Source organism: Sphingomonas mesophila (assembly GCF_003499275.1).
Taxonomy (GTDB): domain Bacteria; phylum Pseudomonadota; class Alphaproteobacteria; order Sphingomonadales; family Sphingomonadaceae; genus Sphingomicrobium; species Sphingomicrobium mesophilum.
Genome location: NZ_QWDF01000001.1, coordinates 2,262,130 through 2,282,062, shown reverse-complemented (window position 1 = coordinate 2,282,062; position 19,933 = coordinate 2,262,130). Strand labels below are relative to the sequence as shown.

Below are 19,933 nucleotides of genomic sequence, written 5' to 3'. Positions count from 1 at the left end.
AGCGCCCAGCTTGTCCGCCGGATCGAGCGCGAACAGGCCGCTCGCCGTGCCGTTGGCAACATTGAGCGCATAGCCCACGCTGCCCGCCCCGTCGGCTCCGTAATTTGCGACGGACGGTGAAAACGCGCCCGCAAAACTTGCGCTTGCAGACAGGATGCCATCTTCCGCGACCGGGCTTTCATCGACGGTCAGGACGGCGCGCTGGAATTCGCCGTTGGGCGTATTCGAGGGACCATCGTCGAACACCGAGATGCGATCGCCGATCGGCACGGACGTCGACGCGCTGTCGCCGTCGAAGTCGGTCAGGGTCAGCGTCGCGTTGACCAGGCCGGTGAGGGTGATCGGCGTGGACGTGTCGTTGTGCGCGGCAGCCGAGGTGCCGTCGGTCGAATGCTCGAGCGGCACATTCTGGGTGTAGGTAACGGTGCCGTTGCTGTTCATCACCAGGGTGAACGCCACCAGCCCGGCGCCATACGTGCCCGTGATGGTGGTGGGATTGGTCTGCTGCAGCGTGATCGGCTGGTCGCCAACCGCGGTCTGGATGCCGCTGGCAAGCGACGCCACGCCGCCGGTCAGAGCCAGGCCATAGACCGTCGAGGCGGCTGCCGCCGGGCCGTCGGCGCCAAACGGATTGGCGCCCGGAGTGATCATCGGCGCATCGCTGGTATCGCTGATCGGGAACCCGGTGCGTCCTGACGTCTCATCGACAACGATGCTCGATCCGGCTGCCGCCGCGCTGGCGCTCGGCGAGTCATCCTCAAGCTGGATGCCGATCGTGCCGATCGCGCTGAGGTCGCCATCGCTGGCAGTGACGGGAATGGTGAGAGCAGCAGTGTTCTCGCCGCCGCCGGTGGGATGATCGATCGGGCGCAACAGCGTAACGGTGTAAGCACCGCTGTTGTTGATCGAGACGGTGATCACATTGTTTCCGCCGGCGCTGCCAGTCAGCAGCTGCCCGCCCGGGCTAAGCACCCAGGTGATCGGCTGACCGTTGGACGTCAGCGCATCCGTCGGCAGGCCGAGCGTGACAATCAGAGCGTCGCCATTGGGGTCCGAAACCGTCACCGTACCGGTGCGCACGGCGAGGTTGGTCGTGTCCTGCGGCGGCCCAGGCGCATCGTCCGCGAGTCCGTTGGCCAGACCCTCTTCGGAAACCGAGATAGTCGAGCCAATGATCAGCGGCGGATCGTTCTGCTCGAGATACTCGCCGATCTCCTCGACTTCAGGCGGCGTGTAGCTGAGCTCGGTGGGAGGAAGCAGGTCACCGAGCGGAACCCCCGGATCGAGCGGACTGACCGGAAGTGCGAAATTGCCGCCGCTGCTCTGCTGGAGCGGCGAGAGATCGCCGGCCGCCGGACGCGGCTCGGAATCGATCAGCAGCGCCGCCAGGTTGGTGGCAGGCACCTCGACTCCGTCGATGACCAGCTGGGGAACGAAGATCGCGCCGTCGGGGATGACCATCGTCGTCCCGTCCGGCAGCGTGATGACGAGATCGCGGCCGACCACGCGGACGTCAGACAACTCGACTCCGGCGGGGAGTACAACGACCCCCTCGGCGGTCGGAAGTACCCGGCCCGCATCGGTCTCGCTGCCAGCATTCTTGAGCATGGGCACGTCGCCGATGTTGATGATCAGCTTGGCGACGTCCGAGCTCTCGCCGCTCTTGAGCGTGTAATTGAATACGTCAGCGACGCCCGCGGGCGTGCCAGGGTCGCGCACATAGCTATAATTGCCGCCCGCATCGATGGTCAGCGTGCCATACTGGCCGTGCACCTCAAGCTTGCCGCCCGAAAAGCTGCTGTCGCTGCCACCAGCGCCCTCGACGAGGGTAATCTTGCCCGAGACGCCGTCGATGTCCGTGCCGGTCGCACCGGTGATCGTCCCTACCCCGGTGATCGTGTTCCCAAGCGCTGGCCCGTAGTCAGCTGCGGCGAGGTGGTCGGCGTCATCCCGCGCATCGAGCGCAGTCGCCTGGTTGAGACCCGACTGGGAAGCATCTTGATTTTGCATGGCCCACCTCTGCCCGTGGCGTCCCCGGACCGTCCGGCAGCGCCATCCTTTTCGCGCGGAAAAGTGGGATCAGCCGTTAACCAAAGGTGGTTAACGCCAATCTTGTCTCCCGCATCCAGAGTCAGGCAAACACCGAAACTGGAAAAAAGCAAGCGTGGATAAAACGCCAATCACACCCCTGACGTCCCAATTTGTATCGGTAATCAACAACAGTTTCGTTAAGCCTCCAATACAATGCGGCATTATTCCTTGCTGATACTTCGAACAGAAATGGAGTTTTGCTTCTGTATCGCAATGAAGATGCGAACAGCCTGGACTTTGACTTCAAACAAAACCCGCTCAAGTCCCGAGGTTAACCCGAGTTAAATTTACGAGATGCATTTACAACGGGTTAAATTGGCTCCCGTTGCTGTTGCTGTGAACGCGCTTTTGCACCGGGAGGGCAACGTCGAGCCCGTCCGAAAATTCGTTGAGGCGTCCTGAAACGAGACGGAAAAGCACCTTTTCAGGTAATTAGGCTGCCCACCTCGCGCCGAATCACTGCCGAGTCGCGTGGCCGCTTCCGCGCTTGCCGCCGCCCTCACCGACGCTAGTGTCGCGCGGATGAGGATCGCATGCATCGGCGCCGGGCCCGCGGGGCTCTACCTCGCGATCGCCATGAAACTGCGCGATCCGGCGCATGAGCTCGAGGTGTTCGAGCGCAATCCGCGCGGCGTCACCTTCGGTTGGGGCGTGGTCTTCTCGGATCAGACACTCGCCAATCTGCTTGCTTGCGATCCCGAATCCGCCCGACGCATCGAAGCAGGCTTTGCCCATTGGGACGACATCGAGGTGCATTTCGGCGGCGAGGTGCACCGCTCGTCGGGGCATGGGTTCATCGGCATCGGGCGTCGCGAACTGCTCGAGATCCTCGCCGAGCGCGCCGAAGAGCTTGGCGCTAGGCTGCATTACGAGCATGAATGCGATCCCGCCGGCGACTGGAGCCGGTTCGACCTGGTGGTTGCCGCCGACGGCATCAACAGCCGCTTTCGCGCCCACCGTGCCGAAGTCTTTGACGTCGCAGTCGAGACTCGCTCCAACAAGTTCGTCTGGCTCGGCACGTCGAAACTGTTCGACGCTTTCACCTTCGCATTCGAGCGGACCGAGGTTGGATGGATCTGGGCTCACGCCTATTGCTTCGCCGACGATTGCTCGACGTTCATCGTCGAATGCTCCGAGGCGACGTGGCGCGGGCTGGGCTTCGACCGGATGGACCAAGCCGAGGCGATCGCCCGCTGCGAGCAGATTTTTGCGCGCTATCTCGATGGTCACCGGCTCCAGTCGAACGCGGCGCATTTGCGCGGTTCGGCCGCCTGGCTGAATTTCCAACGGATCAGCTGCGGCCAGTGGCGCGACGGCCGCACCATCCTGATCGGCGATGCCGCGCACAGCGCGCACTTCTCGATCGGTTCGGGAACCAAGCTCGCACTCGAGGACGCGATCAAGCTGGCAGAGGTGCTCAACCGGCCCGGCCTGCCGATCGAGCAGGCGATCGACGAATATCAGGCCGAGCGCGCGCTGGAGGTAGTCAAGCTCCAGAACAGCGCACGGAACTCGACCGAGTGGTTCGAGACGCTAGAGCGGTACACCGGCTTCGAGCCATGGCAGTTTGCCTATTCGCTTCTCACCCGCAGCCAGCGCATCAGTCATGAGAATCTGCGGCTTCGCGACCGCGGCTGGCTTGGCGGGATCGAGCAGCGCTTCTGGCGCGAGGCGGCGGGCGAGGAGCGGGTCGCGCCGCCGATGTTCGCGCCGTTCAAGCTGCGCCAGATGGCGCTCGCCAACCGCATCGTCGTCTCGCCGATGGCAACCTATTCGGCGAACGAGGGCGCGCCCGACGATTTTCACCTGGTTCACTATGGCGCGCGCGCACTCGGCGGCGCCGGGCTGGTGTTCACCGAAATGACGTGCGTCTCGCCGACCGCGCGGATCACTCCCGGCTGCACCGGCCTTTGGAATGACGAACAGACGGCAGCGTGGCGACGGATCGTCGATTTTGCCCATCAGCGCAGCGCTGCGAAAATCTGCCTTCAGCTCGGCCATTCAGGCGCCAAGGGTTCGACCCAGGTCGGGTGGGAGAAGATGGACGCGCCGCTGAGCGAGGGTAATTGGCCCCTGATCGGTCCAAGCGATGTCGCCTGGTCGCCCGCCAACCAAGCGCCACGGCCGATGAATCGTGCCGACATGGACATGATCCGCGACCAGTTCGTTGCCGCGACCGTGCGGGCAATCGACGCCGGCTTCGACATGGTCGAGCTTCATGCTGCCCACGGCTATCTGTTGTCGGCGTTCATCACGCCGCTTCAGAACAAGCGCACCGATGAATATGGCGGGAGCCTCGAGAACCGTTTGCGCTTCCCGCTCGAGGTGTTTGCGGCGATGCGCGCGGCATGGCCCCGGGAACGGCCGATGTCGGTGCGCATTTCGGCGAGCGACTGGGCCGGTGAGGAGGGCGTGACGCCCGACGAGGCGGTGGCCATCGCCCGCGCCTTTGCCGACGCCGGCGCGGACCTGATCGACGTGTCCGCGGGCCAGACTTGGGCCGACGCCAAACCGACCTACGGTCGCATGTTCCAGACCCCGTTCAGCGACAAGGTGCGCAACGAGGCGCAGGTCGCGACCATGGCGGTCGGCAACATCACGGAGTTCGACCAAGCCAACGCGATCCTCGCCTCCGGCCGCGCCGACCTCGTCGCCCTTGCCCGCCCGCACCTGATCGACCCTGCCTGGACCCTGCGCGCCGCCGCCGCGCAGGGTCATCGCGACATCGCAGTGCCGCCGCCCTACCTTAACGGCATGGCCCAGCTCGCCCGGCTGTTCGAGCGGGAGGCGCAGGACCAGCCACGGCTATGACCCGCCGGCAACTCGCTTCGCGCCGCGAGCGCGTGCGGGCAGCGGTAGCGGCGATCGCCGTCAATCTGTTCCTGGGTGCTGCGTTGGTAACGGGCCTCGCCCTCCGCGAGGAGGTCCGGCAAGACGAAGCGCTCGAGACCTTCGACATAGTTTCGACGCCCCCGCCACCGCCGCCACCCATCGAGCGACCGAAGCCGCGTCCGACCGAGCGCGAGCCCGAAGGGTCTTCCGGTCGTGAGGCCAGTCCGGTCTTGGCCACCCCATCGCCGGTTACGCGCCCAACTCCGGTGGTGGCCGCGCCCAACCCCGCAAGCGGGTCGGCGGCTACCAGCGGTCGGGGCACGAGCGGGACCGGCCCGGGCTCGGGGGGCGCAGGGAGCGGAGCGGGCGGCGGCGGCCCTGGATCGCAGCCGGTCGTCCGTGCCCAGTTGCTCAGCGGCATGATCGGCGATCGCGACAATCGCGGCGGTCGCCACGTCGGACGCGTCGTGGTCGAGCTCGGCATTGCTGCGAGCGGGCAAGTTAACGCGTGCCGGCTGGTCGAAAGCAGCGGCAATCCGGCGACCGACGATCTCACCTGCCGACTGAGCTATCGAATCCTGTTCCGGCCGGCGCGGCTGGCGAGCGGCCAACCGGTCCCGGATCACACCTTCTATGTCGTCAACTGGCGCGGCCGGTGATCAACGGCTGGCGAATTGCCCAGCCGAGCCTAGCCGAGCGAGAGCCTGGCGGTCACGATCATAGACGTCCGGCAGAAAGGCAACGCGTCCCTGTTCCGGGACCGCCGTCAAATAGGTGATGAAGACTGCCACATCGTCCTTGAGGTCGACACGTTGCTCTGGCGCGGACCCGGCGGGCTTGAGCGGGCGGCCATAAAGCCATTGAGCCAGCCGCGGCGCATCTTCGAGCCGGATGCAGCCGCCACTGAACATCCGCGAAGCCTCGCTCAGCAATTCCTTCTGCGGCGTATCGTGCAGGTAGATGCCGGCGCGGTTGGGGAACATGAACTTCATCAGGCCCATGCCGTTGTGCGGGCCAGGCAGCTGGCGAATGCGCACTTCCGATCGGCCATCGGCCACCGCCGCCCAATCGACGGTAGCGGGGTCGAGCAGCGGCGAATCTTCGTCCCAGCTGGCGAACACCTGATAGCCTTTTGCTTTCAGGTAGGAGAGCCCTTCCTTCAGGACATTTGGCGCAATCCGTTCGGCGGTCAGGTCGGGCGGGACATTCCAATAGGGATTGAGCGAGGTGTAGCGGATCCGGGCCGCGAGCATCGGCGTAGCGTGCGCGGGCTTGCCGACCACGACACGCATCGAATCGACCATCCGGCCGTCCTCGTGCATCTCCAGCCGAGCCGCGGCAGCGTTGACCAGGATGTAGCGGCCGGTCGGCGCGGGCAAAGCCCGGGCGCGCTCCAGATTGAGACGTAGCAGCGCGCGCTCCGCCGGGGGAAGTGACGGGTCGACCAGTGCCTGGCGGAGCCGCCCATAAACAGGGTTCATCCAGTCCATCTGCCGAACGAATCGCACCGGGTCGGCGGAAGAGGCCAGGGCCGACAGCATCTCGCGCGGCGCGGGAGGCATGGGGCGAAGATCGGAATCGACCCACATCATATCGGCCGAAGAGGCTCGGCGAAGATCGCGTACAAAGGCCACGAACGCTTCGCTCAGAAGGCGATCGGCAGCGGCGGTCGCGGCCAACGAGCCGGATCCAGCGGCTGCGAGCGCTGCCTCGATGCGGGCAATGTCGTAACGGCGCGGATCGAGACCATCGGCCTCGGCCGTACGCAGCAAGTCAAGGAGAGCGCGGGCGGCGGCAGGATCGTTGAGCGCCGGCCCGAACCAGATCGGTCGGTCGCCATGCGCGGCATAAAATTCGTCGGCAGACTGGCCCGCCGGAGTGGCGGCGACGGTCGCGGCAGTCGCCGGAGCGACCGCCTGCGAAACGCCGCACGCAACGAGGGCGGCCAGCATCAGGCGCGCCGGAAGCCTATGCTCCGCGGCGCGCCCTTTGAGCGATGCTGGCGCCCGTCGCGTCATTAGCCGCGCTCGCCGGTCCGCGTCGCGGGCTGCGAGTAGGTCGGCGGATTTTCGTTCGGCGTACCGGCGTAATATTGGCCGTTGTAGGTGTAGCCGTCGACCCGACCGTCCCGATTGTTGTCGGTCCAGATCGCGCCGGCGAGACCGCCGACGACGGCGCCGGCGATGGCGCCTTCAAGGACGCTCACGCCCGGGATCACCGCGCCCGCGGCAGCGCCGAGGGCAGCACCGCCGACCGCGCCGGTGGCGACGTTGCCGAGGGTACGGTTATAGCCCTGCGGCTGGCCCTGATAATAATTGCCGTTGTAGGTGTAACCGTCGGCATAGCCGTCGTTGTTGGCGTCCGACCACACCGCGCCCGTCAGGCCACCGATCGCCGCACCGACCACCGCGCCTTCGATCGGGCTAACGCCGCCGACCACTGCGCCGACCGCGGCGCCGCCGAGCGCGCCGACCGCCGCACCGGTACCGACGTCCTGATAGCGCGCATCGTCGACCGAGGCGCAGGCAGTGAGCGAAAGCGAGCCGGCCATGAGGGCGGCTGCGAGTTTCTTGTTCATACAAATCTCCCTTTTCTCGAATGCGGGACCGCACCGCGCCGCACCCCCGCCCCCAAGAGCCAGCAGCAATCCACGCGCCCTCTGAACGACGCTTTTCCGTTCCGGTTCCGAATCTTGCGGGCGTTTCGGGCGCACGGCGGCCACCGTGCGCCAGTCCGAGCGGAACGGTCTGCGACAAGAATTTGTCAGGGGTGAACGGGAAAGCGGCTGGCGGAGACGGAGGCTGCCAAACTTTGAAGGTTAATTCGAGCCAGCTTAGCCCATGTTCCCACAACAGCTACCCCACTGACATCAGGTCCAGCTAGAGTCAGCTTTCGACCCAAAGCTGACTCTTTTTGCTGCCAGACAGCTTCGCTCCAGTAGTCGCCTAACTTCCCTTCAGCGGCGATGAACCAACAGACACGATGTATCGACCGACATGCCGGTCCCCCTCTTCGACGGTCACTTCAGCTCCAAAGAAGGGGCTGCCGTGAGATACCTGGTCCGCCGCGATTGTGATCGCGCTTCGGATTGCAGCTTGCCACGCCTCAATGTCGTCGGCGGCCTTTTGCTCGCCCGTCTGAGCAAAGTGTTCATTCACAATCGTCACGCGGTATGTTTGCATTTGCCTGAAACCGGCGAGGTCCATTCCAGTGCCAAAGTAATAACTTAGATTAGGCGAACGATAGCGCTCGCCGGATCTCAATCAGCCAATCCGACACTCCTCAAGAGGCATCGAAGAAGTAAGAGACGCTGACCGCGATCCCGGCTATAATGAGCCACAGCCCGAAGAACCAAAGCAATGCCCGTTTGACCAGGGAGCCGAGGTCGAGGTCCCGCTTGGGGCCATGAGGTTTCGTGCTGTGCATGAGGGTGGAACGATAATTGAAAGAACCCGTGCCACCCAACTTGACTAACGGATATTAGTCTCACCCCGGCTTCGGCGAAGCGCGCAAACTTACTGCACTATCTCGAGCTGGTCTTCGCGAAGGTGGAGGTAGGCGGAGCGGAAGTCGCCGACCTTCGCCAGCTTCTTCCAGTCGCTGACCGTGACGCTCCGGTTGGTCCGGGTCAGTAGCCCGTCCGCATCCATCCCGCGAAGCGTTCGGTTGACGTGGACAGAGGTAAGGCCGGTGCAATCGGCAAGCTGCTCCTGGGTCATCGGCAAGGTATAGTCGTCGCGCTTGCCCAGCCCCGCCGCTTCCAGCCGAAGCGAGAATTCGCACAGCAGGTGCGCCAGCCGGAGCCGCGCCTTACGCCGCCCAACATTGGTGATCCACTCGCGGAAAATCGAGCCGTCGACCAAAGTGTCGAACCACATCGCCATCCCGACCGCCGGGCGATCGAACGCAATCTGCCGGATGGCTTCGCGCGGAATGAACGCCACTTCGATCCGGGTCAGCGCCTGCACGCTGTGATCGGCATAGCCGAGCAGCGAGTTTTGCAAGTCGACCATGTCACCTTTCATGTGGATGGAACAGATCTGGCGTCCGCCATCGCCAACGACCTTGTGGCGGAAGGCGAAGCCGTTTCGAAGCAGGCAGGAACTCGTCGGCTTGTCGCCTTCGCGCACGATGTAGGAATGCGGCTCCAGCGCTTTCAGGCTGTGAGGGAGTGCCAAAACTGCCGCTCGGTCCTCCTCACTCAAGACATGGGCATATTCGAGCTTGTCGACCAAAGGCGCGAGCGGATGCGGGGTTTTTGCCAGCATGATGAGTTCCAGATTTGGGCGGGAGCCTCAGAAGAACTCTCATTCACCGGTTGCCGAAGAAGGGACCGAGTGATGAAAGTCACTTAGACGCAAGCCATCTAGGAGTCGAGAACATAGGTTACGCATCGGTCGCAATTGGGCCGCGAAAACTCCGGCTATTGCGAAGCCGAGAAGACGGCTAAACAGATGCCTAACCGCTGCGCTCTTGCGGGCACGCAGCCCCAGGGAGGTTCGCTGTGCCGAAATACCATATCGCCCTGCGCACGGAGAGCATCGTTTCTGAGACGCTCGATGTCGAGCGTGCCAATTTGACAGAACTTCGGATCGAGGTGGCCCAGTTCGTCGGCCAGCTTCTGAGCGACCACGCGAACGAAATCTGGGTGGACGAAGATTGGCGTGTGGACGTGACCAATGTCGATGGGCTCATTCTCTACGTGATGCACATCTCGGCATTCGAAGCACCAGCAGCCAAGAAGGCAAGCGCGTCGGCCGCGTAATTTTCGACCCTCTACGAAGATCGGCAGGGGCTATACTAAATCAAGACATTAGAAGACGGCTGGCGCCCTGGCAGGTGATAGGTTGGCATATCGGGCGAGCATTCCAATAGAGCATTCGCCCGGCTGAGAGACGCCATAGCGCTCCCGCTTGCTGTGGGAGTTACGCATGGATCGGGACTATTATCTTCAACGCTATGAGGAAGAGCTGGAAGCCGCAGCTCTTGCCGTCTGTGCGGCCTCGCGAGAAGCCCATCAGCGTCTGGCGCGCGCCTATGCCGAGATGGTGAGCCATTTGGGTGAGCCGGTGGCGATGACCTCAGCTGAAGGTTCTGATGGGGCCAATGAGAGCGCGCACATCGACGCCCACGAGGAGGTTCGACCGACTATCGAGCTACAGCTACTCGACAGCCTCATTCAGCATCTTGTTGTGAAGGGTGTGCTGACCAGGAACGACGCGTTGGGGGACACGATTGCGCCCAGTTCAACTTCGGCGACTGACTGAAACAAGCTTTTCGAGCTAGCCGCCTCGTAGAGTCAGCTTTCCACCCAAAACAGACATTAGCTCAGCGCGGTAATTTACCCCTTAGAGGACCGTGGATCCAGGCTACCGGGATGAGTCCGCTCCTGTTGAATCCGGCCGTCTTGTTTGTGAAACTTTACTGAGCCACCCTCTCTGCCGACCGCTGGCCGGAGAGCGCCGCCGCTGAGTGAAAACTCTTCCCCCGGGCGTCCAAGCGGCGTCCGGGGCCTTTCCGCGACGCCCTTTTTTTGACCCTGGGTCGGCGTCCGGGCGACCGTTTCCAGGGCCGTCGCGTAAGGTAGGGCGGCCGATCCGGGCGGGCGGCTATCCGAAGCCCGGCCGGGGGCGGCGGCGCGCTCCTGGCGCCCGGGGAAAGCGCGCAAAGCTGAGGCGCCCCCATTTTCTAAGGGCAGAAACCACAAAGTAAGGTATTCAGGGCGACAACAGACCGGCGCCCTATGCTTACCTTTCTCCTCGCCGCGGCTTTCTACGCCGCCCCCGAGCCCATCTACGGCATCGCCGTGGCCGGTGACGGGGACTCCCTGACGGTCGCCGGCCAGCGCGTCCGCCTCTTCGGCATCGACGCTCCTGAGTTCGATCAGGCCTGCACCCGCGCCGGCAAGAACTGGTCGTGCGGCAGGGAGGCGGCGGACCAGCTGTCGAAGCTCGTCACGGGCCGACAGGTGCGGTGCGCGCCCACGGGGGTGGATGACTTCGGCCGGACCCTGGCCCGCTGCAGCACCGCCGGGATCGACGTGAACACGACCATGGTCGCCCTGGGCTACGCCGTCGCGTTCCGTCGCTACTCCACTGATTACGTCTCGGCCGAGGAAGCAGCGCGCAATAACCGCCGCGGAATGTGGGCCGGGACGTTCGAGATGCCGTCGCAGGTGCGCTCCGCGGCGCGCGAGGCAGATCGCCGACCGCCGTCTTCCCGGGTGCTAAAGCAGCGGCCGGCGGCGGCGCCAAGGGTCGTGGCGTCGGGCGCATGCAATATAAAGGGGAACAGGAGCCGCAGGGGCGAGTGGATCTACCACGTCCCGGGCATGCCTTACTACGCGCAGACCCGCGCCGAGGAGCTATTCTGCAGCGAGGCCGACGCCCGGGCCGCAGGCTACCGGCGGGCTCTGGTTCGATAAGACGAGAAAGGCCTCAGGGATCACACTCAGGGCCCCGGGGATCGTATCTCAAGCACACGGCTTACTATTTCGTCTGAAGCATCCATTGCTTCACTCTCCGGCGTTCACACCAAAGCTCTTTCCGAGGGCTCGTGTAGGCGTCGGCTCTGCGGATCGCGTCATCATCGTCCGAGGCGTCGAACTCTTCAAAGCTCGCGATGTGAGCTTTGTCGGTCAGTAGATAAAGCCTGTAGTACATCACCGGGCCACCTTCCTGCGGATGTCCGCGGTTGCCGTCGATGAAAGTCAGCATAAATGATTAACGAAGTCTTACTATAGCGTCCAAACGATTGATTTTTCGGGGCAAGTTGCTGGCCGGAAGATGGATCAACCGAAGTCGCTGGCTATGATCCGGAGCGGAGCTCCGCCTAGGTCAGTGGGGCGTCTTGCTGCGATCGAGCGCGACCGGATCAATAAACGCCAAGCCAACAAGTCCGTCATCAACCCAGCTTACTACGGCCGGGACTAAAACCCCGCCGTCGAAACGGACCTGGACTTCGGTTCCCGCGAGGAGTTCACCCTCGTGCTCTCCCATCAGCCCGCCTTCGGAGATGTTGTGAACTGCGAAGCTGTCCGGCGAACCGTCGACCAGGAGCTTCAGCTTGCGGCCGTTGCCGGGAAGTCTCTTGTGTCGCCGCTGGTCTTGGGAAAACGAGGAATTTGAGCGGGTCGCTGCCGATCCATCACTTCGAGACGCCTCGGCCAATGGAACAGCGGTCCCGCAAAAGCCGCACTCCGCGCTGACCCGTCCAACATACCAATTGGAACGGCCGCACCCCGGGCAGCGGTTAAGCTCGTTCGTACGGTAAACGATATGATGCCCGCGCTTTGCCAGCGCCGCCGCGAACGAAGCTGAAGCCCGCTCATACAGTAGCACGTCTGACATAAGTTGCGCCTCACCTAGCCAAGGCGCAAGGGCCTCGGTCATTGAAGCGTACGTTCCATAACTTGCCGAGAGGTTAGTCAGACAGCGACAATCGCAATGCGGGCTTCAACCATTTCGCTAATGCCGGCTTGAGTCCGCGCCCACCCAAAGCTGACACTAGATCTGTGGGAGAACCCGTTAGTCTCACTCCTCGCCTTTACGTAAACATGTTCTCGGCTTCGCGAAGATGAGGAAATAGGATAAAAGCGCCTTGACTGCGCGGAGGTGTCTTATGCGGCTTCTGACCCTGGGCGTTTTGATTATCGCGACCCTACCATCATGCGACTGGCCAAAGCAGACATCCTCGGCGCCTAAAGAAGGTAGAAATGAAACTATCGCCCTGACCAAGGGTGAATGCGAAAAATTGGGCGGCGCCGTCTCACAGGATCAGGTCGGCCTTTGTTCTTCAGGAAGGATTTGTACCCGTAGGCGACTCAAATGCCGATCTTCAGCGTCTGCTCAAATCCATTGAGCAGGATAAGGCTGGCTCCGCGTGATGCGGCTAGAGTCAGCTTTCCACCCAAAGCTGACTCTCGATCGGCGGGGTCGACTGCGATGTCAGCGCCGAGGGCCAGGATAGCGGGCCGCCGATAGTCGATGAGACTGAAGAGGCGCAAAATTCCTTTGGCGCCTGCGCTCACATTTCTGCGCGCCACAGCCGTCCCTGTTGCCAGTGGGCATCAGGCGTTCGTTAGACGTCATTGGGCCCTCAATTTACTTTCCGCGTCCCAGAACCTCGTTAACAACCGTGGCTCGGCCGACGAATCGTGCGGCTTCGGGGGTTCGTTTCAAGCTCGTGTGCCGCGTATCCGCAGTGCCCCGTGCGTGTTCGCGTGCGGAGGTTTTTTCATGCACCAACGTCCAGTGAAATAGTGGAAGCGGAGATCCTATACCTTAACCCGCGCGGCAGGTTCGACCGTTCCCACCTGCTATCCGCAACCGTTCCGAACAGTCTCCCGAACTCAGCAGTAACCGCTAAGGCCACTCCGGCATTCGTTCCCGCCGCGCCAGAGCCCCACAATTTCTTCCAAACACAGCATTAGAATGCGGCCCTAGACGCCAAGCTTTATATCCGCCGCCGGTCATTGATTTGAGTCAAATTGTCTCACTGAACTTGAAATAGCACCGGATCGAGAAGCCGTCCCAACAATCCCGTTGGGATCAACTCCGGCTTGACCCGGTACCGGGGAACGACAAAGAACCTCTTCGTCTAAGCGATCGTTGGACATCGACCATGAAAGTGTTCTTCTATGGCAAGCTGGCCGACGCGATCGGGCGACATCTCGACGTTTCTATCGAAACGCCGTGCAGTGTCGCAGGCCTGCGGCGCCACCTGGTCGCTATCTACCCGGTCATTGCGGAAGACCTCCAGGACAGCCGCGTGAAAGCGCTGGTTGGCGAGACCTTTGTCGCGGACGATCACAAGTTGGGGCCGAGGGACGAAGTCGAATTCCTTGCGCCCGTTTCTGGTGGTTGAATGGCGATCGTCGCCCGCCTCGCTGAAGCGCCCTTTAACCCCGCCGCCGAATTGGAGGATCTCACCCGCAATGCGAATAACGCCGGGGCCATCGTCAATTTCGTCGGATTGGCACGACCGGTTACGAGCACAGGGGCAGTTGTTGATCATTTGGTGCTTGAGCACCATCCGCGATTGACCCAACAGTCGCTCGAGATGATCGCTTCGGCAGCTGCCGACCGCTTCGATGTGGGTGTTGTTCACGTCGTCCACCGTTGCGGCACCATTTTGGCTGGCGAACCAATCGTGTTTGCGGGCGCTGCATCGGCGCACCGGCGCGCGGCGTTCGAGGCAGCGGATTACTTGATGGACCGGCTAAAGACCGAAGCAATCTTCTGGAAGCGCGAAGTCGGCGCGTCAGGCGCAAGCTGGATCGAGCCGACTGACGCGGATTTTGCCGACCGTCGCCGGTGGCGTTGAAACATGGTGGGGATCGATCAAAGCTTGCCATTCTATGCGCTGCGGATTGCGGTGCTGACGGTCTCAGATACGCGCGACGAGCAAACCGACAAATCGGGAGCCTTGCTTGCCGATCGCCTCGCAGCGGCGGGACATCAACTCGCGGGCAAGGCCATCGTCCGGGATGACGTAGAGGCGATCCGCGGCCAGGTTATGGCCTGGGCTGATGATCCGGAAACAGACGTGATCCTTACTACTGGCGGGACGGGTTTCGCACCGCGCGACGTCACGCCCGAAGCGATTAAGCCATTGTTTCGGCGTGAGATGGATGGTTTTGCAGTGCTCTTTCATCAAGCCAGTTTCGGCACCGTCGGCTTTTCCACGCTGCAGTCACGCGCTTTCGCGGGTCAAATCGGCGACACCTTCATTTTCTGCCTGCCGGGTTCGACTGGAGCTTGTCGGGACGGCTGGGACCTCGTCCTCGCGAACGAGCTCGACAGCCGCTATCGTCCCTGCTCGCTTGCGGGACAGGTTCCGCGCCTAAGGCACTTGTGCGCATGAGCCGGCTGACTCATCTTGACGAAGACGGCCGGGCGCGCATGGTCGACGTCTCCGGCAAGGAGGAGACCGTCCGTACCGCCACCGCAGTGGGCACGTTGACGTGCCTGCCTGCGACGCTCGACAAGGTGCGCGCAGGAACAACGCCCAAGGGCTCGGTGATTGCCACTGCCGAACTGGCCGGCCTAATGGCAGCGAAGCGAACGGCCGAACTCATCCCATTGTGTCACCCCTTGCCACTGGCCAAGGCGCAAGTGCGGATCGCTATCGACGAAAGCCTGCCGGGCTTCCGGGCCGAAGCCGAAGTTCGCACCAAGGCAGCGACTGGCGTGGAGATGGAAGCCTTGACGGCAGTCTCCATCACCTGCCTCACCCTGTTCGATATGCTCAAAGCGATCGACCGGTCGATGGTTATCGGTGGCATAGAAGTGCTGTCGAAATCAGGCGGCAAGTCGGGTGACTGGCTCCGGTCGAAGGAATGATCAGCTTCGACGAGGCGGTCGCAGTCATCCGCCGCATTGCCGCGCCGGTAGGGACCCTGTCCGTGCCTATCCACCTTGCCGCGGGCCGCGTGCTGGCCGAGCCTGTCATCGCGTGGATCGACTCACCGCGCGCCGATGTCTCGGCGATGGACGGGTATGCGGTAAGGGACGCCGACCTCAGCGATCGGCCGGTGAAGCTCGCGATCATCGCTGAATCCTTTGCAGGATCCGGGTGGAACGGCGTGATCTCTGCCGGTCAATGCGCGCGGATTTTTACCGGCGCGACGGTGCCCGAGGGGGCCGACCGAGTGATCATGCAGGAAATGGTCACGCGCGACGGAGCGACGGCGCTGATCGTGGACGACCCCGGCCCAGCCCGCCACATCCGCGCTCGGGCGAGCGATTTTCGAGTGGGAGAGGAAATGCTCGCCGCCGGACGCCTGCTCGACAAGCGCGCCATCGTCGCCGCTGCGGGAGCGGACCTGGGGGCGGTTATCGTCCACACGAGGCCCAGGGTCGCAATCGTCAGCACCGGCGACGAGCTGGTCGAGCCGGGATGCGCGGTCGCCGGGGCGGACTCCATTCCTGACAGCGTGGCGCTGGGAGTCGCTGCCTTGGTGGCTGAGTGGGGCGGCGAGACTGTCTTGCGCGAACGCGCAGGCGACTCGCTCGATCTCCTCACCGAGGCGGCGAGACGCGCCGTGGACAAGGGCGACCTTGTAGTCGTAACCGGCGGCGCGTCGGTTGGAGAAAGGGACTTCGCCAAGGCGATGTTCGCGCCGCTCGGGCTCGAGCCACTGTTCGAGAAGGTAGCGATCAAGCCGGGCAAACCGGTGTGGCTAGGGCGCGTCGGCGACCGGCTGATGATGGGCTTGCCGGGCAACCCTACGTCGGCGCTGGTGACCGCGCGACTGCTGCTCGCCCCGCTTCTCGCCGGGCTGTCCGGGCGCGACCCCGGCGACGCACACCGCTGGAGGCCCGCGCTGCTCGCCGCGCCGCTTCTGCAATGTGGCGGGCGTGAGACCTTCCACCGCGCGCGCTGGGCGGGCGATTTGGTCGAATTGATCGGATTCCAGGATTCCAGCGCGCAACGCGCACTGGCCGAAGCCGAGCTGCTGGTCCGCCAGCGCCCCGACGCGCCCGCGCAAGCGGCGGGCGAGGCCGTTCAGGTGCTGGCGTTCTGACTCGCTAGCAGGCTCTCCGCGGCGGCCAAATCGCCCGCCGAGTTGATGTTGATGAATGGATCGCCGTTCTCGACCGGCCAGTCGACGACCACTGCCCCGAGAGCCTGTGCAAAGCCGCGCAGCGAACGCTGGCCGGTGGCGAGGTAATCCGGGAGCGCTGCGGAGGCAGTCGTGCGCCAGAGCGCACAAACCGGATGGGCGCGCCCTTCGCTCGCGGCCATTGCACAATCCAATTCGCCGAGCGCCTCGGCCAGCCGCTCGGCGAGATCGACGGGCAGGAAGGGCATGTCGGCCGGGATGGTCAGGACCGTTTGCGCGCGCTGTTCGGTCCCGAAGCGAAGGGCCGACGCAAGTCCGGCGAGCGGGCCCTCGATGTCCGCCACGTCCGCTATGCAACGCGCGGCGAGCGGGGCGACCTGCCCTTGGTCACGAACGGCGACCGCGACGGTTGGCGACCAAAGCGCCGCGAGCGACAGTGCGCGGTCGATCAGCCGCCTCCCGCCGAGCAGGCGGAGCGGCTTGCCGCCGCCGATCCGGCTGCCCGACCCACCGGCGAGGACGACGACGGCGTTGGTCATGACAGCAGCAGCTTGCCCGCGGCGATGACCAGCACCACGGCCAGCGCCTGAAGCAGCCGGCGGCGAGGCAGGCGGGCGCTGCCGAGCCAGCTGCCGAGCAGCGCTCCGCCGAACACCGCCACGATCAGGAACGGCAAGGACGGGGGAAGGCGCTCCACGCTTGCGAGATTGCCGAGAAGCCCGGCCGCGGAGTTGAGGACGATGAAGGCCGCGGCCACGCCCGCAGTCTTGCGCGCATCCTCCCAGCCGAACAGGATGATGAGCGGGCTGAGGAAGATGCCTCCACCGGTACCGGTCAGTCCCGCCAGAAGGCCGAGACCGGCTCCAGTCGGCAGAGTGATCGCCAGCCGCGGCGCGCGAAGCGGGCGCTCCGCCAGCCGCTCCGGTTGCCAGAACAGGCGGAATGCGGCGAGGAGCAAGACGATACCAACCAGCGGCCGATAATATTCCGGCGCCAACGTCACGCCGCCACCTATAAACGCCGCCGGGACCGCACCGACCGCGAAGCCTGCCAGCAGCCGCCAGTTGGTCTGACCGGCCAAAGCGAAGCTCGCCGCGGCAAAGGTAGCGACCACGAGATTGAGCGCGAGCGCGGTCGGGCGCATGGTCTCGGGAGCAACCGAGAACAGCGCCATGATGGCCAGATAGGCCGACGCGCCGCCATGCCCGACGCTGGAATAAAGCGCTGCGGCCAGTGCCATCAGCATCGCCATCCACAAGATCGTCGCGGCGTCCATCGCCCTCACCTAGCCGAAGGCAGGCGTGGCAGCGACCGGGCAAAGCGATTTTGCGCTAGATCATTGAGCGCGCAGGCCACTCGCCTAGGAAGTGGCAAGTTCAACGACGGCGGGTGACATGCGTCCATCGGATTCGATCGGGACACTGGCGTTTGCCGTCGCGGCAGCCGCGCTCCTCGGTTCGCCGGCCCATGCCGCTGAGCCTATCGACGGCGTGAAGTTCACGCCCATCCTCGACGCCAGAGCGCGCGTGGAAAGCGTCGACCAGGGCGGGCTCGAAGCGGAAGCCGTAACCTTCCGGCTGCGCGGCGGCGCCGAGGCCAAAGCGGGGCGCTGGTCGGTGCTCGCCGAAGCCGAAGCGACGCTGGCGGCAATCAACGATTACAACGCCTTCCCGTTCGTGACCGATGACGACCAGCGGCGGCCGCAATTTGCCGTCATCTCGGACCCGCGAAACCTCGAGCTCAACCGGCTGCAGCTCCAGTATAAGACGCCCGGCTTCGCGCTCACCGCCGGACGCCAGCGGATCAATCTCGACGACCAGCGATGGGTCGGATCGGTCGGCTGGCGCCAGAACGAACAAACGTTCGACGCGGTGCGGGCAGAGGGCAAGGCGGGCGGGGTGACGGCCGACCTTACCTACGCCATCAGCCAGCGGACGATCTTTGGCGAAGAGGCCGGCAAGCGGACCGCGTTTCGCGGCGACTTCCTGTTCGCCGGGCTCGGCGCCAAGCTCGGCCCCGTCGACGCCAGAGTTTTTTCCTACGTGCTGGATTATGGCGAAGACGCCGTGCTGGCCAACAGCAGCCAGACTTATGGCGCGATCGGCAGTTCAGCAATTCCGCTCGGCCCAAAGAACAAGCTCGCGCTACGCGCAAGCTATGCCCGTCAATCGGACCATGCCGACAATCCGTTCGACTACGCCGCCGATTATTGGGCGTTCGAAGGGTCGACCAAGCTCGCCGGCTTTGCGCTTGCGGCCGGCTGGGAGAAGCTTGGTAGTGACAACGGCCGAGCCGTGCAGACGCCAATGGCGACGCTGCACAAGTTCAACGGCTGGGCGGATCTGTTCCTTTCCACTCCACCAGCCGGGTTGCAAGACGCCTATGTCTCGGTGGGCAAGACATTCGCCAGCGTGCCCGCGCTGCCCGGCCTTGATGCGCAGATCGTCTTCCACCAGTTCGACTCAGCGCGCGGCGATATGGAATATGGCACCGAATGGGACGCTTCGATCGGCTTTAAGCGTGGCAAGCTTGGCATGCTGCTAAAGTTCGCGAACTACGATGCGCGTGACTTTGGATCAGATACTCGCAAACTGTGGCTCCAGGCGGAGTGGGCCTATTGAGCCGTGGTGGCGAGGCTAGGCGTCGCCATCACCCTGCGCGACTGCTTCGAGGCCGCCGCGGTCCAGCACCTCGACCCGGTTCTGGCTCTGCAGCCGGATCAGTCTACGACTTCGCAGATGCGCGATCATCCGGCTCACCGTTTCCTTGGTCAGCCCGAGATAGTCGGCGATGTCGATCCGGCTCATCGGCAGGTCGAAGGCCTGCTGACTTACCCCGCTCGCCCGCTCGGCCCTCAGCAAGAGCGAGTGAAAGAGGCTCGCGAGCCTCTCATGCGCAGCCTTGCGTCCGAGCAGGACTATCTGGCGCTGGGCCTCGGCGAGTTCATGCGCCGCCAGCCGATAGAGCTCCCGCTCGACCCTGGGGTGCTCGGCGAGGAACCGCTCAAAGGCCTCACGCGAAAACCACCACAGTTCGGACTTGTCGAGCGCCTCCACGGTGAATGCATATTCCTCGTCGACGCTGATGCCCAGGAAGTCGCCGGGGAACATGAAGCCGGTAACCTGGCGGCGGCCATCGGCGAGCAATGTGTATAGCTTGAGCGCGCCCTGAGTGACCATGAACACGCGCTGCGCCGGGTCACCTTCGTGGAACACCGATTGTCCGGGTTGCATCCGCTGCATCGTACCAAGCGAGCGCATGCCGGCCAGGGTCGGCGCATCGAGGCCCCGGCAGATGGTGATCGGCCGAACCGGGCAGGTTTCGCACGGATGCCCGGCCGGCAACTCGGTTAGTTTCCCGCCCGGTGCGTAAGGCAATGGAGGACATCCCACAAAGGCTCGCCGATTGGCGAGAATGATTCAGCGCAATGTCGAAATAGCCGAT

The 19,933-nt window shown here is 63.9% G+C and carries 22 protein-coding genes; 11 read left to right on the top strand and 11 right to left on the bottom strand.

Going from position 1 to position 19,933, the window contains the following annotated elements; all coding sequences use genetic code 11:
- A partial coding sequence (locus D0Z60_RS11430) for a DUF5801 repeats-in-toxin domain-containing protein (RefSeq protein WP_205421064.1) occupies positions 1-2,010 on the bottom strand: 2,010 nt, incomplete at its 3' end.
- Between the two features lie 603 nt (positions 2,011-2,613).
- On the opposite strand from D0Z60_RS11430, the gene D0Z60_RS11425 reads away from it, so the two are divergent.
- Both D0Z60_RS11425 and D0Z60_RS11420 read left to right on the top strand, forming a co-directional pair.
- Positions 2,614-4,902 (top strand): bifunctional salicylyl-CoA 5-hydroxylase/oxidoreductase, encoded by a 2,289-nt coding sequence (locus D0Z60_RS11425; protein ID WP_118858350.1) that lies wholly within the window; start codon positions 2,614-2,616, stop codon positions 4,900-4,902.
- A 440-nt stretch (positions 4,903-5,342) separates the two neighbouring features.
- A complete protein-coding gene (locus tag D0Z60_RS11420; RefSeq protein WP_118858349.1) occupies positions 5,343-5,582 on the top strand; it encodes an energy transducer TonB in 240 nt (79 codons plus the stop codon).
- Here D0Z60_RS11420 and D0Z60_RS11415 read toward each other — a convergent pair whose 3' ends face one another.
- From D0Z60_RS11415 to D0Z60_RS11400, 4 genes are all read right to left on the bottom strand, one after another.
- Positions 5,583-6,875 (bottom strand): L,D-transpeptidase scaffold domain-containing protein, encoded by a 1,293-nt coding sequence (locus D0Z60_RS11415; protein WP_240325634.1) that lies wholly within the window; start codon positions 6,873-6,875, stop codon positions 5,583-5,585.
- Positions 6,876-6,940: 65 nt separating this feature from the next.
- On the bottom strand, positions 6,941-7,501 hold the full coding sequence (locus tag D0Z60_RS11835) for a YMGG-like glycine zipper-containing protein (protein ID WP_205421063.1): 561 nt from the start codon (positions 7,499-7,501) through the stop codon (positions 6,941-6,943).
- 367 nt (positions 7,502-7,868) lie between these two features.
- On the bottom strand, positions 7,869-8,129 hold the full coding sequence (locus D0Z60_RS11405; protein WP_118858347.1) for a hypothetical protein: 261 nt from the start codon (positions 8,127-8,129) through the stop codon (positions 7,869-7,871).
- A gap of 309 nt (positions 8,130-8,438) precedes the next feature.
- On the bottom strand, positions 8,439-9,191 hold the full coding sequence (locus D0Z60_RS11400) for a Crp/Fnr family transcriptional regulator (protein ID WP_118858346.1): 753 nt from the start codon (positions 9,189-9,191) through the stop codon (positions 8,439-8,441).
- A gap of 236 nt (positions 9,192-9,427) precedes the next feature.
- Between D0Z60_RS11400 and D0Z60_RS11395 the strand changes: the two genes are divergently transcribed.
- The 3 genes from D0Z60_RS11395 (at position 9,428) to D0Z60_RS11380 (ending at position 11,347) form a co-directional block, all read left to right on the top strand.
- Positions 9,428-9,688 carry a DUF6894 family protein gene (locus tag D0Z60_RS11395; RefSeq protein WP_118858345.1) on the top strand — a complete coding sequence of 87 codons (261 nt, stop codon included), beginning with the start codon at positions 9,428-9,430 and terminating at the stop codon, positions 9,686-9,688.
- Positions 9,689-9,854: 166 nt separating this feature from the next.
- Positions 9,855-10,190, top strand: a complete 336-nt coding sequence (locus D0Z60_RS11390) for a hypothetical protein (RefSeq protein ID WP_118858344.1) — start codon at positions 9,855-9,857, stop codon at positions 10,188-10,190.
- A 476-nt stretch (positions 10,191-10,666) separates the two neighbouring features.
- On the top strand, positions 10,667-11,347 hold the full coding sequence (locus D0Z60_RS11380) for a thermonuclease family protein (RefSeq protein ID WP_118858343.1): 681 nt from the start codon (positions 10,667-10,669) through the stop codon (positions 11,345-11,347).
- A 64-nt stretch (positions 11,348-11,411) separates the two neighbouring features.
- Here D0Z60_RS11380 and D0Z60_RS11375 read toward each other — a convergent pair whose 3' ends face one another.
- The 3 genes from D0Z60_RS11375 to D0Z60_RS11805 form a co-directional block, all read right to left on the bottom strand.
- On the bottom strand, positions 11,412-11,639 hold the full coding sequence (locus D0Z60_RS11375) for a hypothetical protein (RefSeq protein ID WP_118858342.1): 228 nt from the start codon (positions 11,637-11,639) through the stop codon (positions 11,412-11,414).
- 120 nt (positions 11,640-11,759) lie between these two features.
- Entirely contained in the window at positions 11,760-12,314 is a 555-nt protein-coding gene (locus D0Z60_RS11370; protein WP_162888228.1) for a PilZ domain-containing protein, read from the bottom strand.
- Positions 12,315-12,745: 431 nt separating this feature from the next.
- Positions 12,746-12,952 (bottom strand): hypothetical protein, encoded by a 207-nt coding sequence (locus D0Z60_RS11805; RefSeq protein ID WP_162888227.1) that lies wholly within the window; start codon positions 12,950-12,952, stop codon positions 12,746-12,748.
- A 593-nt stretch (positions 12,953-13,545) separates the two neighbouring features.
- On the opposite strand from D0Z60_RS11805, the gene D0Z60_RS11365 reads away from it, so the two are divergent.
- Genes D0Z60_RS11365 through D0Z60_RS11345 form a run of 5 tightly spaced genes read left to right on the top strand, consistent with a single transcriptional unit; the run spans position 13,546 to position 16,450 of the window.
- A complete protein-coding gene (locus tag D0Z60_RS11365) occupies positions 13,546-13,788 on the top strand; it encodes a MoaD/ThiS family protein (RefSeq protein ID WP_118858341.1) in 243 nt (80 codons plus the stop codon).
- Positions 13,789-14,247 carry a molybdenum cofactor biosynthesis protein MoaE gene (locus D0Z60_RS11360; protein WP_118858340.1) on the top strand — a complete coding sequence of 153 codons (459 nt, stop codon included), beginning with the start codon at positions 13,789-13,791 and terminating at the stop codon, positions 14,245-14,247.
- 3 nt (positions 14,248-14,250) lie between these two features.
- Positions 14,251-14,787, top strand: a complete 537-nt coding sequence (moaB, locus tag D0Z60_RS11355) for a molybdenum cofactor biosynthesis protein B (protein WP_118858339.1) — start codon at positions 14,251-14,253, stop codon at positions 14,785-14,787.
- Positions 14,784-15,266, top strand: coding sequence for a cyclic pyranopterin monophosphate synthase MoaC (moaC, locus tag D0Z60_RS11350; RefSeq protein WP_118858338.1), 483 nt, complete (start codon positions 14,784-14,786; stop codon positions 15,264-15,266). Before moaB ends, moaC begins: the two co-directional genes overlap by 4 nt.
- On the top strand, positions 15,263-16,450 hold the full coding sequence (locus D0Z60_RS11345) for a molybdopterin molybdotransferase MoeA (protein WP_118858337.1): 1,188 nt from the start codon (positions 15,263-15,265) through the stop codon (positions 16,448-16,450). Before moaC ends, D0Z60_RS11345 begins: the two co-directional genes overlap by 4 nt.
- On the opposite strand, the gene mobA is transcribed toward D0Z60_RS11345, so the two are convergent.
- Together mobA and D0Z60_RS11335 are read right to left on the bottom strand one after the other, a co-directional pair.
- Positions 16,432-17,028: a molybdenum cofactor guanylyltransferase gene (gene mobA / locus D0Z60_RS11340; protein ID WP_118858336.1), complete on the bottom strand. Its 597-nt coding sequence runs from the start codon at positions 17,026-17,028 to the stop codon at positions 16,432-16,434. The genes D0Z60_RS11345 and mobA overlap by 19 nt on opposite strands.
- Positions 17,025-17,765 carry a sulfite exporter TauE/SafE family protein gene (locus D0Z60_RS11335; RefSeq protein ID WP_118858335.1) on the bottom strand — a complete coding sequence of 247 codons (741 nt, stop codon included), beginning with the start codon at positions 17,763-17,765 and terminating at the stop codon, positions 17,025-17,027. The genes mobA and D0Z60_RS11335 overlap by 4 nt, the downstream gene beginning before the upstream one ends.
- A gap of 118 nt (positions 17,766-17,883) precedes the next feature.
- Between D0Z60_RS11335 and D0Z60_RS11330 the strand changes: the two genes are divergently transcribed.
- The gene (locus D0Z60_RS11330) at positions 17,884-19,110 is read left to right on the top strand and encodes an alginate export family protein (protein ID WP_118858334.1); all 1,227 of its coding nucleotides are present in this window, start codon (positions 17,884-17,886) and stop codon (positions 19,108-19,110) included.
- Between the two features lie 15 nt (positions 19,111-19,125).
- Here D0Z60_RS11330 and D0Z60_RS11325 read toward each other — a convergent pair whose 3' ends face one another.
- Positions 19,126-19,866 carry a Crp/Fnr family transcriptional regulator gene (locus D0Z60_RS11325; protein ID WP_162888226.1) on the bottom strand — a complete coding sequence of 247 codons (741 nt, stop codon included), beginning with the start codon at positions 19,864-19,866 and terminating at the stop codon, positions 19,126-19,128.
- Positions 19,867-19,933 lie beyond the last annotated feature (67 nt).

Excerpts from the sequence above, each read along its gene's own strand:
- D0Z60_RS11390 (WP_118858344.1), top strand. The coding sequence starts at position 9,855 with ATGGATCGGGACTATTATCTTCAACGCTATGAGGAAGAGCTGGAAGCC.
- D0Z60_RS11370 (WP_162888228.1), bottom strand. The coding sequence starts at position 12,314 with ATGACCGAGGCCCTTGCGCCTTGGCTAGGTGAGGCGCAACTTATGTCA.
- mobA (WP_118858336.1), bottom strand. The coding sequence starts at position 17,028 with ATGACCAACGCCGTCGTCGTCCTCGCCGGTGGGTCGGGCAGCCGGATC.
- D0Z60_RS11420 (WP_118858349.1), top strand. The coding sequence starts at position 5,343 with ATGATCGGCGATCGCGACAATCGCGGCGGTCGCCACGTCGGACGCGTC.
- D0Z60_RS11335 (WP_118858335.1), bottom strand. The coding sequence starts at position 17,765 with ATGGACGCCGCGACGATCTTGTGGATGGCGATGCTGATGGCACTGGCC.
- D0Z60_RS11405 (WP_118858347.1), bottom strand. The coding sequence starts at position 8,129 with ATGGACCTCGCCGGTTTCAGGCAAATGCAAACATACCGCGTGACGATT.
- D0Z60_RS11425 (WP_118858350.1), top strand. The coding sequence starts at position 2,614 with ATGAGGATCGCATGCATCGGCGCCGGGCCCGCGGGGCTCTACCTCGCG.
- D0Z60_RS11345 (WP_118858337.1), top strand. The coding sequence starts at position 15,263 with ATGATCAGCTTCGACGAGGCGGTCGCAGTCATCCGCCGCATTGCCGCG.
- D0Z60_RS11360 (WP_118858340.1), top strand. The coding sequence starts at position 13,789 with ATGGCGATCGTCGCCCGCCTCGCTGAAGCGCCCTTTAACCCCGCCGCC.
- D0Z60_RS11380 (WP_118858343.1), top strand. The coding sequence starts at position 10,667 with ATGCTTACCTTTCTCCTCGCCGCGGCTTTCTACGCCGCCCCCGAGCCC.
- D0Z60_RS11835 (WP_205421063.1), bottom strand. The coding sequence starts at position 7,501 with ATGAACAAGAAACTCGCAGCCGCCCTCATGGCCGGCTCGCTTTCGCTC.
- moaB (WP_118858339.1), top strand. The coding sequence starts at position 14,251 with ATGGTGGGGATCGATCAAAGCTTGCCATTCTATGCGCTGCGGATTGCG.
- moaC (WP_118858338.1), top strand. The coding sequence starts at position 14,784 with ATGAGCCGGCTGACTCATCTTGACGAAGACGGCCGGGCGCGCATGGTC.
- D0Z60_RS11365 (WP_118858341.1), top strand. The coding sequence starts at position 13,546 with ATGAAAGTGTTCTTCTATGGCAAGCTGGCCGACGCGATCGGGCGACAT.
- D0Z60_RS11415 (WP_240325634.1), bottom strand. The coding sequence starts at position 6,875 with ATGCTGGCCGCCCTCGTTGCGTGCGGCGTTTCGCAGGCGGTCGCTCCG.
- D0Z60_RS11400 (WP_118858346.1), bottom strand. The coding sequence starts at position 9,191 with ATGCTGGCAAAAACCCCGCATCCGCTCGCGCCTTTGGTCGACAAGCTC.
- D0Z60_RS11375 (WP_118858342.1), bottom strand. The coding sequence starts at position 11,639 with ATGCTGACTTTCATCGACGGCAACCGCGGACATCCGCAGGAAGGTGGC.
- D0Z60_RS11330 (WP_118858334.1), top strand. The coding sequence starts at position 17,884 with ATGCGTCCATCGGATTCGATCGGGACACTGGCGTTTGCCGTCGCGGCA.